We start from the raw sequence: 12868 nt of genomic DNA, 5'->3' as shown, positions 1-12868 counted from the left end.
GTTATCGATTTGCTGGACGAGAGGCGTCCGCTTCCACGGCTGCTATCCTTCGGGCGGTGCGCAGCAGATCGTAGTCGTGCGCGCTGCGGGAGGGGAGGGCGGCGGCGGGCACGGCTTCTCGGCATACGCCCATGAACGTATCGGCCGCCTCGCAGAAGCACGCGCGGGCGAACTCGCCGGTTCCGCGGGCGCACTTGAGGCCGTCGGCATAGAGCGTCCACGACTGGGGCTCGCGCTCGTCGCCTTCGCAGACCAACTGGAGCACGCGCGGCTCGCCGTCGTCGGCCAGCTCGGCTTCCAGACGCTCCACGCTGTAGCGCATCTGGTGGCCCAAGTTGGATTTTCCCATGGCCGAAATGTAGCCCGTGGGCTCATCGAGGAGGTGCATCCTCGGCCGCTCGACGCTCAGGTTGAGAAATTCGCGCGCATCGCGCACAGAGACGTTGTCCATAGCCGGACTCCTTTCATCGATGTTGGCGGGACCACCGTGCCGCGCGGCCGGTTGGTGCCGGGATCGTCGAGCCAACTCTCTACCCCGACTCTGGATAAAATGCGCCAGCGCCTTCGCTGACGGAAATGCAGTCTAACAGCAGAAGGGCCAACCGCGCAAGAGGGAAGGTTGGTCGTTAGCAATTCCCTACGTAGACGTGCTTCAGGTAGCGCTTTGCTATGTCGGCTAGGCGATGGACGGTTTCGGGTGGGGTGGCGGGGCGGTCGGTCAGGCGGTGGCAGGGAAAGAAGCGGGTCAGGTGGTAGGGGATCGTCGGATCCAGGGAGGCGAGCCATTGGGCGGCCTCGGCGATTTCCTGATCGCTGTCGTTCAGGCCGGGGATGACGAGCGTCGTCACTTCCAGGTGGCAGGTGGGGGTGGCGGCCAGCACTTCTATGGTGTGCTTTACGGTGTCCAAGTCGCCGCCGACAAGGTCGTAGAAGCTCTGGGTGAAGCCCTTCAGGTCGATATTGGCGGCGTCGATGAGCGGCGCCACCTCATGTAGCGGACCGTCGTTCACGTAGCCGTTGGACACCAGCACGTTGGCCAGGCCGCGCTCGAGGGCGAGGCGTGCGGTGTCACGAACGAACTCGAGGCCCACGAGCGGCTCGTTGTAGGTGAAGGCGAGCCCGATGTTGCCCTCGGGCGCAAGCGATGCGGCCGCATCCACCAGCTCGGCCGGCGTCACCTCGCGCCAGGGCACGTCGCGCTCGCCGGCGCAGGCGATGGAGGCGTTCTGGCAGAACGGGCAGCGCAGGTTGCAGCCGTAGGAACCTACGGAGAGAACCTTGCTTCCAGGGCGAAAGCGGGCCAGCGGCTTCTTCTCGATGGGATCGAGCGCCAGCGATGTGATGCGCCCGTAGTTGGCATCCATCACCTGTCCGCCCTCGGCGACACGCGCACGGCAGAGCCCCGTCTGCCCCTCGGCCAGCGCGCAGGCGTGCGGGCAGATCGGGCACACAGCGCGGTCTGCGCTAAGGCCGCGGGGCTCTTCCCCTGAAAAATCCTGCGCTGCGACTCTGCCTTCGGTATCTTCCACGGCGCCTCTTTTCTCGTCTGCTTCGGCTGTCTCGTTGCCATAGTAGCGCAAGGGCGGTCCGCTGGCTTTGGCGGCTCGCATGCGCCGCCAATCCGATACCGACGTCCCCGATTTCCCGCGGCGTGGGGGCGCAGAAGTTCGCCCGGAGCTAAGCCGGCCCGGTTGCGCGCCATTGCCAAGGGAGATCGGGCGCGCGGGCCGGACGGGGCGCACCGTCGCATTCCATTACTGCTAGAATCATCGATGCTGGCTGGCCATATTGCGTAGAAAGAGGGAAACCATGGATCGTTTGAAGGACAAAGTCGCCATCGTCACCGGTTCCACCAGCGGCATCGGCACGGGCATCGCGAAGATGTTCGGGGCCGAGGGCGCGCGCGTGGTGGTCTGCGGCCGCAATGAGGAGCGCGGCGCGGCCGTCGTGGACGCCATCGCCGAGGCGGGCGGCACCGCCTGGTTCCACAAGCTGGACATTACCCGGCCTGAAACGGTGGACGCCCTGTTCGCCGACACTAAGGCGCACTGGGGCTCCATCGACGTGCTGGTGAACAACGCCGCTGGCATGGCGCTCAAGGACGGCCGCGTGGACGAGATCTCCCTGGAGGACTGGGACGCCGTGTTCGCGAGCGACGTGCGCTCCACGTTCTACTGCACCAAGACCGTGCTGCCCTTCATGCAGGAGCAGGGCGCGGGTTCCATCATCAACATCGGCTCCATGGCCTCTTGCGGCGGCGACTTGGGCTCGACGGCCTACGCCTGCGCCAAGGCCGGCGTCGACATGCTGACCCAGTACACGGCGCTGCAGTACGGCAAGCAAAACATCCGCTGCAACTGCGTGCGTCCCGGCCTCATCGTCACGCCGCAGAATGAGGCGAAGGTGCCCCAGGCGCTGAAGGACATCTTCCTGGACAACATCGAGGTGGCCCGCTACGGCACGCCCGAGGACATCGCCGCCATGTGCGTCTATCTGGCCTCCGACGAGAGTTCGTACTTCACCGGCCAGGTGGTGACGGTGGACGGCGGCCTGAACTCCCACGTCTCCACCGTGGCCCAGTTCCGCGCCATGGCCTCCCGCACCTGGTAGCAGAGCGAGCGAGCGAGCGGCAGCAGAGCAGCTGAGCGCATCCGGCGCCCGACGGCCTCGCACCATATGCGGGGCCGTTTTTCATGCGCCGAAGGGCGACTTTCTGCCGAACGCGGGTTTTGCATTGATGGGTGTTTTGGTCGGCGATAGAATGCGGCCTCGTGTCTTTTCACCCGCGACGATCGAAGGAGCCGAGTTTTCCCGCCATGCAGCAGCGCGATAAGTTAAAGCCGATCCTTTTCAGCATCATCAAGCATTCCAGCAAAGAGGAGCTGAAGGAGCAGATTCCCAAGGACATTGTGGCGGGCGTCGTGGTGGCCGTGGTGGCGCTGCCGCTTTCCATCGCGCTGGGCATCGCCTCGGGAGTGTCGCCGGAACAGGGCCTCTACACCGCCATCGTCGCTGGGTTCCTCATCGCGTTCCTCGGCGGCAGCCGCGTGCAGATATCCGGCCCCACGGCGGCATTCGCCACCATCGTTGCTGGCATTGTGGCCACCGATGGCATGGAAGGACTCATCGCCGCCACCATTATCGCGGGTATCATGCTCATTTTCATGGGCCTGTTCAAGTTGGGCGCCCTCATCCGCTTCGTGCCCTTCACTATCACGACTGGGTTCACCGCGGGCATCGCCGTCACTCTGACCATCGGCCAGCTGAAGGATTTCTTCGGCCTCACGTATCCGCCCGGCACCGCCACGGTGGAGACGACGGAGAAGCTGGCCGCCCTCGCGGGCAACTTGTCCACGGTGAACGGGCAGGCGTGCCTGGTGGGCGTCGTTTGCCTGGCGGTGCTGTTCCTCTGGCCGCGTGTGACCGAGCGCGTGCCCAGCTCGCTTATGGCCCTGCTCGCGGGCATCGCGCTGGTGAGCGGTCTCGGCCTTGACGTCAGCACCATCGGCGACCTCTACGTCATCGACAGCGCCCTGCCCACCTTCCATATGCCCCACTTCAGCTTGGAGCTGTTCCGCGACCAGTTCGCCAACGGCGTCACCATCGCCATTCTGGCCGCCATCGAGTCGCTGCTGTCCTGCGTGGTGGCCGACTCTATGATCAGCGGGCACCATCGCGCCAACATGGAGCTGGTGGCCCAGGGCGTCGGCAACATCGCCTCGGTGCTCTTCGGCGGCATTCCCGCCACCGGCGCCATCGCGCGCACCGCCGCCAACGTGAAGGCCGGCGGCCGAACGCCCATCGCCGGCATGGTGCATGCGCTCGTGCTCATCGCCGTGCTCGCGTTCCTCATGCCCTATGCGGCGCTCATTCCCATGCCCACCATCGCCGCCATTCTGCTGTACGTCGCCTACGGCATGTCGGGCTGGCGCAACTTCGCGCACCTGTGCCAGACGGCGTCGAAGGGAGCCGTTGCCACGCTCGTGCTCACCTTCGTGCTGACCATCGTGTTCGATCTGGTGGTGGCCATCGGGGTGGGCATGCTCATCACGGTGGTGCTGTTCATGAAGATGGTGAGCGAGGAGACCGAGGTCAAGGGCTGGAAGTACTACTGCGACGAGAATTCCGAGGTCACGCATTTGCGCGAGCTGCCGAAGAGTGTGCGCGTGTACGAGATCAACGGGCCGATGTTCTTCGGCATGACCGAGCGCATCGCCGACATCTCGGTGAAGGACTTCACGCGTTACCTGATCATCCGCATGCGCGGCGTGCCCTCGCTGGACGCGACGGGCATGAACGCGCTGGAGAACCTCTACGACTACTGCAGCGCGAACGGGGTGAGCCTCATCTTCTCCCACGTGAACGAGCAGCCGATGAAGACCATGCGCCGCGCTGGATTCGTCGATCTGGTGGGGGAGGAGCACTTCCGAAGCTGCATTGACGACGCCATCGCCCATGCCCGCGAGCTGCTGGTGGCGGAGGAAGACACTGAAAACCTGATGAAAACTCGCGGCTGACCTCCGCTGCAGGGAGGACATGGTTTAGCATGAGCGCACATATTTTTTTCTAGCGGCTCCAAGAGAGAGGCTTCCCATGAAGTTCATCGTCACCGAAGATTACGAGGCCATGTCGCGCACTGCCGCGCGCGTGATAAGCGGCTATGTTTCCTCGCACCCCGATTGCGTGCTGGGTCTGGCCACCGGCTCGACCCCTATCGGCCTGTACCGCTGCCTGGTTGAGGACTACGAGGCCGGCGCGCTGTCCTTCAAGGACGTGACCAGCTTCAACTTGGACGAGTACCGAGGCCTTGATCCGCAGCACGACCAGAGCTACCGTTACTTCATGGAGCACAACCTGTTCTCCCATGTCGATATCGATCCGGCTCGCACCCATGTGCCGGACGGCGCCTGCCCCGACGCCGCTGCCGCATGCGCCGCTTACGAGCAGAGCATCGCCGAGGCCGGCGGTTTGGGCCTGCAGCTTCTGGGCCTGGGCCACAACGGCCACATCGGCTTCAACGAGCCCGCGCCTGAGTTCCCCAAGGAAACGCACTGCGTCGAGCTGACGGAGAGCACCATCAACGCCAACTCCCGCCTGTTCGATTCCATTGACGACGTGCCCCGCGAGGCGTACACCATGGGCATCGGTACCATCATGGCGGCCAAGGAGATCCTCGTGGTCGCCAACGGCTCCGACAAGGCCGATATCGTTCGCCGCGCCTTCTTCGGGCCGGTCACGCCCGAGGTGCCCGCCTCCATCCTGCAGTTCCATCCGAACGTCACCGTTGTGGTGGATAAGGAAGCAGGCGCCCTCTGCCAGTAGTGCCGGATCCCAGCTCTCGGCTGATCGAATCGCCCCGCTCTTGCACGTTGCCGTTTTGTCGCGCTGCAAGATGCGGGGCGTTTTGCGTTGGCCGTCACGTAGCGCGCGTCGGGCCCCTGCGAGGCAAGGCGACCGCAGCTGATGGGATGGCCGCGGCTGGCGGGGGCCTTGTCGCGTTCCCCTATATAGCTCATTCGGGTGATGCGGCGGCCGGGCGCTGGTCGCTAAGATGTCTCTACTGTGGTGCACGCTGCGCCTTTGGGACGGCGAGCTATCGAAATGACGGCCCATCGGGTCGGTGGATGAAACGGGAGATGCAATGACGATCAAGCGCTATCTGTATGCGGGGTTGGGACTGCTGTTCTTGGGGCTAGGGGGCATAGGCGTCATCATTCCCATTATCCCTACCACGCCGTTTCTGCTGCTGACCTCGTACTTCTTCCTGCGCAGCTCCGAGCGTCTGAACACGTGGTTCGAGGGAACCCGCATGTACAAGCGCTTCATCGCCAACTTCATGGAAACGCGCTCGCTCACACTGCGGGCCAAAATCCTGTGCGCTGCCCCCGGCGTGACCGCCATGCCGATGCTCGCGCTGGTGGTCCCGCAGTGGTGGCTGAAGGCCATTCTCATCGGGCTGACGGTGTTCGAGATCTGGTACTTCATCGCCCGCATCGAAACGGTCTCGGTGGAAGAGGCCCGCGCCCGCGGCAAAGCCCGCGTCGCCGAGGCGAAGCGCGACCAGACTGTCCCGGCCGCTCCCGCCGCCGAGGGTCTCGCCCTGGCGGCCGAGGAGTAAGGGCCTCATGAGGATCGCGTTTGTGATGGACGATCTGAGCGTGCATTCCAACGGCACGTCGGTGACGGCGGCGCGCTACGCCCTGGACTGGGCGAGCCGTTGCCGTCTAATCCAACGCTTCTTGTCGCAGTGTCTACAGGTCGGTGGCAACAAGGCGGCCTGGGCTGCGGCTCCAACCCAATCGCCTAGGATGGCCCACAGACCCTCGCGCTTGCCGTCGCGCTATCGCAGGCGTTGCAGGCGCGGGCCTTTTAGAAGCTGCGAGAAAGGAACCGTCATGGCCACAATTTCGAATCCGTTCGTGATGGAAGTGCCGCGCAAGCTGACTGACGAGGAGCTCGTCAACGCCATTCGCCAGGACATCATCGGGGAGCTTGAGGCTATCCACGAGTACGACGCCCACGTCCAGGCGACGGATAACGAGGATGCGAAGAAGGTGCTCTCCGACATCCGCGACGAGGAGCGCGAGCATATGGGCGAGCTGCTGGAGCTTTTGGAGCGCCTGGCGCCCGACGAGAAGGCCCTGCACGACGAGGGCCGCGGCGAAGTGCGCGAGATGCTGGACAAGTAGCGCGCCTGGAGCCGAGAACGGCCCGCCGCGATTGGCCTTGGGATATCGCGATCAGTCTATGAGAGCGCTGTCGGACGTATCGGTTCGGCAGCGCTCTTGTCGTTGGACGGGGCCGATATGGCCGCTGGGACGCCGGCACCGTCGGGCTCGCTTTCCGCCAGCTCGTTGCGCTCCACGGCCACGAGGGTCTGGGCCACCACGGCGTTGACGAGGGAGAGGCTGCCGCTATCCACATCCCCCGAGGAGCAGTCGATGGCCACCACCCCGTACAGGCGCCCCTTCATGCCGAGCGGCAGGTACTTCTCCGTCGCATCCCGCCAGCCCGGCTCGCCGTAGCCGGTGGGCGAGCGACGCTCGTAGCAGTCGCGGGCCGCCGCGCTGCCCGCGACCGGCGGCTCCCCCAAGGTGATGGTCACCGGCCGCCTCAGCACCCGGGTCAGGAACTCCTGGGCGAAGCTGCAGGCCGCCTGCGGGGTGGAGCTCTCCAGCAACCCGACGCTCAGCCGGTTCAGCCGCCCCAGCGCGCAGGCCGTGCGCTCGGCCGCCTGCACCTGGCGGCTCATGCGGTGGGTTATCACGCCCATGATGAGCGACACGACGAGGAAGATGACGAGCGCCGCCACGTCGGTGCGGCTGAGCACCTTCAGCGTGAAGAGGGGCGCGGTGAACAGGAAGTCGTAGGAGAGCAGGTAGGCCACTCCCAGCGCGGCGCCCCACAGCCCCGAGTCGGTCTCCAGGCTGGCGATGAGCACGCCCAGCACGAAGACGGGGAAGGCCACAAGCGTGCTCACCCCCAAGAGCGAGAAGCCCCACACGGCGGCCAAGCCGGCCCCGTAGAGCAGGGCGAAGGCGACCAAGTTGCGCAGGACGCGCCGTGCCGAGAGGGAGCTTCTCAGCGGGAATCTGCGACTGCTAGCGGCCATGGCGAACTCCTTTCCGAATCAGCGACGCCAAGGTGCCCACCCCCATGAACAGGGGGATGATCTCGAGACGGCCCAGAAGCATCCCGGCGCTCCCAATCAGCAGCGGCGCGGGGCCGCTTTCCGCGCCGAGGAAGCCCGTGCCCACGCCGGTGCTGCCGAGGCACGAGATGAAGTCGAACACCGCCTCCTGCAGGGTGGCTCCGCAGAGTATGAGCGCGAACGCACCGGCCGCGCACAGCAGCAGGTACAGCACCACGTAGGTCTGGGCCTCGGCCACGTCCACCTCGGTGAGCACCGAGCGCTTCCCGAAACGGTTGATCTTGATGCTCGTCACATGGCGCTTGTTACCGTAGCGCTCGTGCAAATCGTGGCCGAGCCCCAGCGAGGCGACGGCGACGCGGTAGAGCTTGATACCGCCGGAGGTGGAGCGCGCCTCGGCCCCGACGAGCATGAGCAGGCCGAACAGGAACAGGAGCGCCGGCCCCAGATCGGCGAAGGAGGGGATGGTCTGAAACCCCGTGGAGGTCAGGATCGACACGACCTGGAACGTGCCCTGCCGCAGCGCCTCGGCCCCGTCGCCGCTGACGCCCTGGCCTAGGAAGAAACCGGCCACCACCAGGGCCATGACGGCGATGGTGCCGAAGTACAGCGGCGTCTCGATATGGGTGAGGAACGCCTTGAGCTTGCCGCGCAGCAGCAGGAACAGCAGAAGGAAGTTCGTGCCGCCGGCCACCATGAGCACGATGGTGATGGCCTCGATGACCGGGCTGTTCCAGTAGGCGATACTCTCGCCGTGGGTGGCGAACCCGCCGGTGGGCACGGCGCACATGGAGATGTTGATGGCGTCGAAGGGGGTCATGCCGGCCGCCCAGTAGGCCACGGCGCCGGCGATGATGAGCCCGTTGTAGATGAGCAGGATCACGCGGGCGGTCTTGGCGGCGCTCGGCAGCAAGTGGTCGGTGTGGCCCTCGGCGTTGTACACGCCCAGGCCGCCGGTCTGGGTCACCACGCAGGTGAGGATGAGCACGAGCCCCACACCGCCGAGGTAGCAGGTGAGGCTGCGGTGGAACAGGAAGATGGCCGGGCAGGCGTCCACGTCCACCACGCTTAAGCCCGTGGTGGTCAGCCCGCTGGTGGACTCGAAGACGGCCTGGACGGGGGAGAGCAGCCCCGCGGCCACGTAGGGCAGCGCGTAGACGGCGATGGCGAGAACCCAGACCAGCACCGTGCACGCGGCGGCCTGCCCGCGGGTAAGGCGGGCGCCCGGGGCGGGGTCGGGCGAGGCGAAGTACACGAGGTAGCCCGCCATGGCCGCGCCGATCCCGGGGAAGATGAAGCACGGCGCGAGGGCCACCTCGTCGGGGTAGGCCGGCAGCACCGCCAGGGGTGCCAAGCCCGCCAGGCCGACGAACATGACGGCCACGCCCACGTAGCGCGCGAGCAGGGGCCCGGGGCCGGAGCGCTCGCCGCCCGGCTCGCCCAGGGCGATGGCCGGCGCAAGGTTGTCGCCGCGCGTCTTTCCCATGACGGTCACCGGCGCTCTTTCCCCAAGTGGTGCCACGAGCCCAGAATCGAGCGGAAGGGCGAGGGGGCACCGGGGTCTTCCTCGTCGTCGGCGGTGCTATCGGCGCCGTCCCCTTCGCCGTTGCCGGCCTCGGCCGCAGCGACGGCCGCCGCCGTGGCGGCCCGGGCCTTCGCGCCGACGGGGTCGGGAAGCTCCAGGGCCCCGCGAATGGCCTGGGCCAAGGTGGCCGTGGCGCTGATGGCGGCCGTGACACCCAGCTGGCGGAAGATGGCCGTGTTCTCGGGGTTGGACACGATGCACAGCTGGATGCGGATGCCGAGGAACTTCTTGGCCACCTGGCAGATGGCCAAATTGTCGGCGTCGAGGCCGGTGAGGGCCACGATGGCGTCGAACCCGGCGATGCCGGCCTCCTCGAGCACGGCCAGCTTCATGCCGTTGCCCCAGATCACCGTGCCGTCATGGCGGCTGGAGAGGTACTCGCAGAAGCGGCGGTCGTCGTTGATGGCCACGACGGTGTCGACGGTTTCAGCTAAGGCGCCCATCAGGTAGTCGGCCCGGGAGCGGCCGCCCACGATCACCACCCTCATAGGTCGGCCTCCTTCCGCGTCAGCCCGGTGAGGCGGAAGAACTCGTCCTCGCAGATGCGATGGGGGCAGATGGGGGCGATGCCCATGTCGTCGAGGATGTCCGCCAAAGCGTCGTCGTCCACGAGGGGCAGCACGTGGGGCACGCCGAAGATCTCGCTGGCCAGCTCGGCGATGAGCAGGTTGGAGGCATCGTCGCCCGTGGCGGCCACCAGGTGGGTGGCCCGGCGCACGCCGCACTCCTCCAGCACCAGGGCGCTCTTGCCGTCGCCGGTGAGCGTCTCGCCGTCGAAATCGGGCCCCAGCCCGTCCAGGGCGTCCTCCTGCATGTCCACCACGATGACGTCGTGGCCGGCCGCCGAGAGCGCCTGGGCCACGGCGCACCCGAACAGGCTGCATCCGACCACGATAATGCGGGCCCTCTTCGCCACTGCTTGTTCCTCCTTCGCGCAGGTCTTTTCACAGGAAAATGCTAATGATTGCAACGGCGGAGGAAGGCGAGAAGGACGAACTGTCACCAAGCAGTGACGGGGCCGAGGACTGGGAGGGCGCCCGAATGGCGAGGTCGCGGTAGAGCCTATGAAACGGTAACGGATGGCGGTCGGCCCGCGCGGGCCCGAGGGGCGCTCCCTATAATGGACGTCGACCGGCCACCCGCCGATACGGAGGGCGGGGGCCGCCGAAAGAGGAGGAGCGAGAGCCATGGTGCATTCCCTCAAGGAGGCGGAGACGAGGGAGACCCTTCGCCGCTGCCACGCTAACCAGCAGCGCGAGGCGCTGCTTCCCGCGGCATGGACGAAGCCGCCGGCGAACTCGTACAACGTGTTCCTGCTGTTCAACCTGGAGGCGGCGTGGGACGAGGGCCACTGCATCCTGGCGCTGGGCCCGGTGGGCGGCCCCTTGCAGACCTACTCCTACTACCGCCACAGCAGCCAGCTGGAGGCGCCGGGCATCATGGCCGACCTCAAGGAGCCCATGACCTTCGCCGAGCTGCGGGAGCGCTCGGGCTGGATCGTGCACGGCCAGCCGGGGAACTGGTGGAACGAGCACGTGAACTGCGCCATCGCCCTGTGGTGCGATGAGGCGACCTTCCGCGCCGTGCAGGCCTGCGCCGAGGACCGCCGCGCGCATACCGGCACCTACAACCTCATCACCTACAACTGCCTCACCTTCTGCGACGAGGCGCTGGCGGCCGGCGGCATCCACCTGCTCACGGAAAGCGGCCGCGAGCTGCACACCATCGTCCCCAAGGACGCCTTTAGGGACGTGGACCGGGTGGAGGGCGCCCACCCCTTCGAGGCGTGGAAGTACTGGTTCCCCCTCGGCGAGCCGCCGTCAAACGGCCTGCGCACCATCCAGGACGTCCCCGGCACGGACAAGCCGCTGGAATAAGCGGGATGCCGCGCCCCGAGCGCGAAGCTGGTTCACATCGTGTATGATGGGAGGCGCTCTTCGCCGTAGACGCTGCTTGCCGTCCGCTCGTCGGGCATCTCGTCTTGCATGGGAGAAGAGGTTTTCGCTGTCTGGACTTTTGCGATTCAGAGCGGCATTTCGACAACGTTGCAGTGAGGAAGGTATGCCATGACTGATGGTCGTGAGGAGCCTTCGGCTTCCTATAAGCTGGGGAATGGCTGGGTTATTCTCCATTGGTGCGCCAATCTGACCATTATCCTTACGGGTTTCACGTTCATTCCTGCTCGGATCAACGCGCAGCCAGACGGGCAGGTCTTCATCGTTTGGGCGATCGTCCAAGTTGCAGTGCTCGTTGTTCTGGGCATGGCCTCGCAATTTGCGGTCATGCGGCCGCTTTCCATGGAGAACTGGGCTTCGCCATTGCGCATGTGCGTCCTGTTCCTTGCCGGTATCGCGTGGTATTTCGCTGCCCATGCCATTGTGCCAGCTTTGGGTGGATTCTGGCTCATTGAGACCATTCCCTCCGCCGCGCTCCTATCTGTCGCATCGGCTATGGGGTTCCTGTACATTGTCGATTACTGTCGGGCCACTTCCGAGACCGATTTCTGGAAGCATGCCGTCCCCGGATCTCTTATCGCCGCCTTTGTGGTGTTCTTTCCCATTGAGAGGTTCCCTCTCGTTGGTTCCGCTCTCTGCTGCCTGGTTTCCCTCGTGTGGTACATCGCGCATCGACGTCTCTCTTCCTCTTTGACGGAATACGAGACGGTATTGCCAGAGGGAGCCGAGGATCGACGTCGGCTTCCCATGGTGCTGGGATCGACGACCGCGCTGTTGTTCGCCGGTGGAATGATCTGCCCCATTGTGATGAATCCCACGAGTTTGGCGAGTGCGAGCTATACGATGCTCTATATTCTTTCGCTGCTCTCGCTGACCATCATCTTGACGATTACCCCAGCTCTTGGATGCCTACGGAGCATCTATTCTTACGCGAAGGTCTGCGCTGTCCTGTCGGCATTGGCTTACTGCTTTCTGGTATTTGCCGGCGATGCCTTGGTGGGGGCGACTGCCGCTGTACTGCTAGGCGCGTTTACGGTCAACGTGAGCATGATGTTTTATGTGCTCAGCCAGTGCCTTGGCGATCCCCGTGCGCGGTCTCTGCGATTCTGGGGTGCGGCGCTTCTCGTGTTCCTCGCGTTTTTTCTCGGAATTGCCCTCGCGTCGATGGCGATACATGCGTCGGGTGACAGGGACATCGATCGGTTCGTGGTTCTCTCGCTCTGCTCGTACCTGTTCTTTATCGTCTGCTTTCGTGAATCGTGGTCGTTCCAGAAGCCCCAGGCACTCGCTGTGAAGCGTATTGCCGTGACGCCGCTTTTGGCTAACTCCCTCGAGAATGAGCTCCATGGACGCTGTCAGGCCATAGCGGATGTCTACCAGCTGACCGATCGGGAGACCGAGGTTCTTACTTGCTTGAGCGAAGGGTGGAGCATTCCCGCGGCGGCTCAGCGCCTGATGGTCTCGCAGGATACCGTGCGCACCCATGTAAAGCACATCTATGCCAAGATCGGCATCCATTCCCGCGATGATTTGGTCGAAATCATTAAAATGCCTGATGAGAGCCTTCTCCCCAAATCTGGGTGATACGTCGATTTCCCCTAGCGCAAGCGATGACGCGTCAGATTCCTCCTCGTATGCTTCCGTCAGCCCGGTGAATCGGGAATGATCGGATCGCCC

13 protein-coding genes are annotated in these 12868 nt (G+C 65.1%); 7 read left to right on the top strand and 6 right to left on the bottom strand.

Going from position 1 to position 12868, the window contains the following annotated elements; all coding sequences use genetic code 11:
* Position 1: 1 nt before the first annotated feature.
* Together AEQU_RS08895 and amrS are read right to left on the bottom strand one after the other, a co-directional pair.
* Positions 2 to 451 carry a hypothetical protein gene (locus AEQU_RS08895; protein WP_022740597.1) on the bottom strand — a complete coding sequence of 150 codons (450 nt, stop codon included), beginning with the start codon at positions 449 to 451 and terminating at the stop codon, positions 2 to 4.
* Between the two features lie 175 nt (positions 452 to 626).
* Positions 627 to 1529, bottom strand: coding sequence for an AmmeMemoRadiSam system radical SAM enzyme (amrS, locus tag AEQU_RS08890; RefSeq protein ID WP_244874820.1), 903 nt, complete (start codon positions 1527 to 1529; stop codon positions 627 to 629).
* 280 nt (positions 1530 to 1809) lie between these two features.
* On the opposite strand from amrS, the gene AEQU_RS08885 reads away from it, so the two are divergent.
* From AEQU_RS08885 to AEQU_RS08865, 5 genes are all read left to right on the top strand, one after another.
* Positions 1810 to 2610, top strand: coding sequence for an SDR family NAD(P)-dependent oxidoreductase (locus AEQU_RS08885; RefSeq protein WP_022740595.1), 801 nt, complete (start codon positions 1810 to 1812; stop codon positions 2608 to 2610).
* Positions 2611 to 2816: 206 nt separating this feature from the next.
* A complete protein-coding gene (locus AEQU_RS08880; protein WP_022740594.1) occupies positions 2817 to 4517 on the top strand; it encodes a SulP family inorganic anion transporter in 1701 nt (566 codons plus the stop codon).
* Positions 4518 to 4593: 76 nt separating this feature from the next.
* On the top strand, positions 4594 to 5322 hold the full coding sequence (nagB, locus tag AEQU_RS08875) for a glucosamine-6-phosphate deaminase (protein WP_022740593.1): 729 nt from the start codon (positions 4594 to 4596) through the stop codon (positions 5320 to 5322).
* Positions 5323 to 5641: 319 nt separating this feature from the next.
* Complete coding sequence (locus AEQU_RS08870) at positions 5642 to 6118, top strand: YbaN family protein (protein WP_022740592.1); 477 nt, start codon at positions 5642 to 5644, stop codon at positions 6116 to 6118.
* A 277-nt stretch (positions 6119 to 6395) separates the two neighbouring features.
* The gene (locus AEQU_RS08865; RefSeq protein WP_022740591.1) at positions 6396 to 6689 is read left to right on the top strand and encodes a ferritin family protein; all 294 of its coding nucleotides are present in this window, start codon (positions 6396 to 6398) and stop codon (positions 6687 to 6689) included.
* A gap of 56 nt (positions 6690 to 6745) precedes the next feature.
* Here the strand turns inward: AEQU_RS08865 and AEQU_RS08860 are convergent, their stop codons facing one another.
* From AEQU_RS08860 to AEQU_RS12635, 4 genes are read right to left on the bottom strand one after another with little or no spacing between them, the layout of a single operon-like run.
* A complete protein-coding gene (locus AEQU_RS08860) occupies positions 6746 to 7612 on the bottom strand; it encodes a DUF4118 domain-containing protein (protein ID WP_022740590.1) in 867 nt (288 codons plus the stop codon).
* Complete coding sequence (locus tag AEQU_RS08855; protein WP_244874846.1) at positions 7602 to 9137, bottom strand: TrkH family potassium uptake protein; 1536 nt, start codon at positions 9135 to 9137, stop codon at positions 7602 to 7604. Before AEQU_RS08855 ends, AEQU_RS08860 begins: the two co-directional genes overlap by 11 nt.
* Before the next feature lie 5 nt (positions 9138 to 9142).
* Positions 9143 to 9724 carry a potassium channel family protein gene (locus AEQU_RS08850; RefSeq protein WP_022740588.1) on the bottom strand — a complete coding sequence of 194 codons (582 nt, stop codon included), beginning with the start codon at positions 9722 to 9724 and terminating at the stop codon, positions 9143 to 9145.
* Positions 9721 to 10152: an NAD-binding protein gene (locus tag AEQU_RS12635; protein ID WP_022740587.1), complete on the bottom strand. Its 432-nt coding sequence runs from the start codon at positions 10150 to 10152 to the stop codon at positions 9721 to 9723. Before AEQU_RS12635 ends, AEQU_RS08850 begins: the two co-directional genes overlap by 4 nt.
* 271 nt (positions 10153 to 10423) lie before the next feature.
* Between AEQU_RS12635 and AEQU_RS08840 the strand changes: the two genes are divergently transcribed.
* On the top strand, positions 10424 to 11113 hold the full coding sequence (locus AEQU_RS08840) for a hypothetical protein (protein WP_022740586.1): 690 nt from the start codon (positions 10424 to 10426) through the stop codon (positions 11111 to 11113).
* A 189-nt stretch (positions 11114 to 11302) separates the two neighbouring features.
* Positions 11303 to 12775: a helix-turn-helix transcriptional regulator gene (locus tag AEQU_RS08835; RefSeq protein WP_022740585.1), complete on the top strand. Its 1473-nt coding sequence runs from the start codon at positions 11303 to 11305 to the stop codon at positions 12773 to 12775.
* The last annotated feature ends 93 nt before the right edge of the window (positions 12776 to 12868 follow it).

Origin of the sequence: Adlercreutzia equolifaciens DSM 19450, assembly GCF_000478885.1 — a bacterium.
In the GTDB taxonomy this organism is placed as follows: domain Bacteria; phylum Actinomycetota; class Coriobacteriia; order Coriobacteriales; family Eggerthellaceae; genus Adlercreutzia; species Adlercreutzia equolifaciens.
The sequence above is the reverse complement of the archived record's forward strand: the minus strand, read 5'-3'. Positions and strand labels throughout refer to the sequence as shown.

Bases quoted from the DNA above. Each gene is read 5' to 3' on its own strand.
- AEQU_RS08870 (WP_022740592.1), top strand. From the start codon at position 5,642: ATGACGATCAAGCGCTATCTGTATGCGGGGTTGGGACTGCTGTTCTTG.
- AEQU_RS08860 (WP_022740590.1), bottom strand. From the start codon at position 7,612: ATGGCCGCTAGCAGTCGCAGATTCCCGCTGAGAAGCTCCCTCTCGGCA.
- AEQU_RS08855 (WP_244874846.1), bottom strand. From the start codon at position 9,137: ATGGGAAAGACGCGCGGCGACAACCTTGCGCCGGCCATCGCCCTGGGC.
- AEQU_RS08865 (WP_022740591.1), top strand. From the start codon at position 6,396: ATGGCCACAATTTCGAATCCGTTCGTGATGGAAGTGCCGCGCAAGCTG.
- AEQU_RS08850 (WP_022740588.1), bottom strand. From the start codon at position 9,724: ATGAGGGTGGTGATCGTGGGCGGCCGCTCCCGGGCCGACTACCTGATG.
- AEQU_RS08895 (WP_022740597.1), bottom strand. From the start codon at position 451: ATGGACAACGTCTCTGTGCGCGATGCGCGCGAATTTCTCAACCTGAGC.
- AEQU_RS08880 (WP_022740594.1), top strand. From the start codon at position 2,817: ATGCAGCAGCGCGATAAGTTAAAGCCGATCCTTTTCAGCATCATCAAG.
- AEQU_RS08885 (WP_022740595.1), top strand. From the start codon at position 1,810: ATGGATCGTTTGAAGGACAAAGTCGCCATCGTCACCGGTTCCACCAGC.
- AEQU_RS08835 (WP_022740585.1), top strand. From the start codon at position 11,303: ATGACTGATGGTCGTGAGGAGCCTTCGGCTTCCTATAAGCTGGGGAAT.
- nagB (WP_022740593.1), top strand. From the start codon at position 4,594: ATGAAGTTCATCGTCACCGAAGATTACGAGGCCATGTCGCGCACTGCC.
- AEQU_RS08840 (WP_022740586.1), top strand. From the start codon at position 10,424: ATGGTGCATTCCCTCAAGGAGGCGGAGACGAGGGAGACCCTTCGCCGC.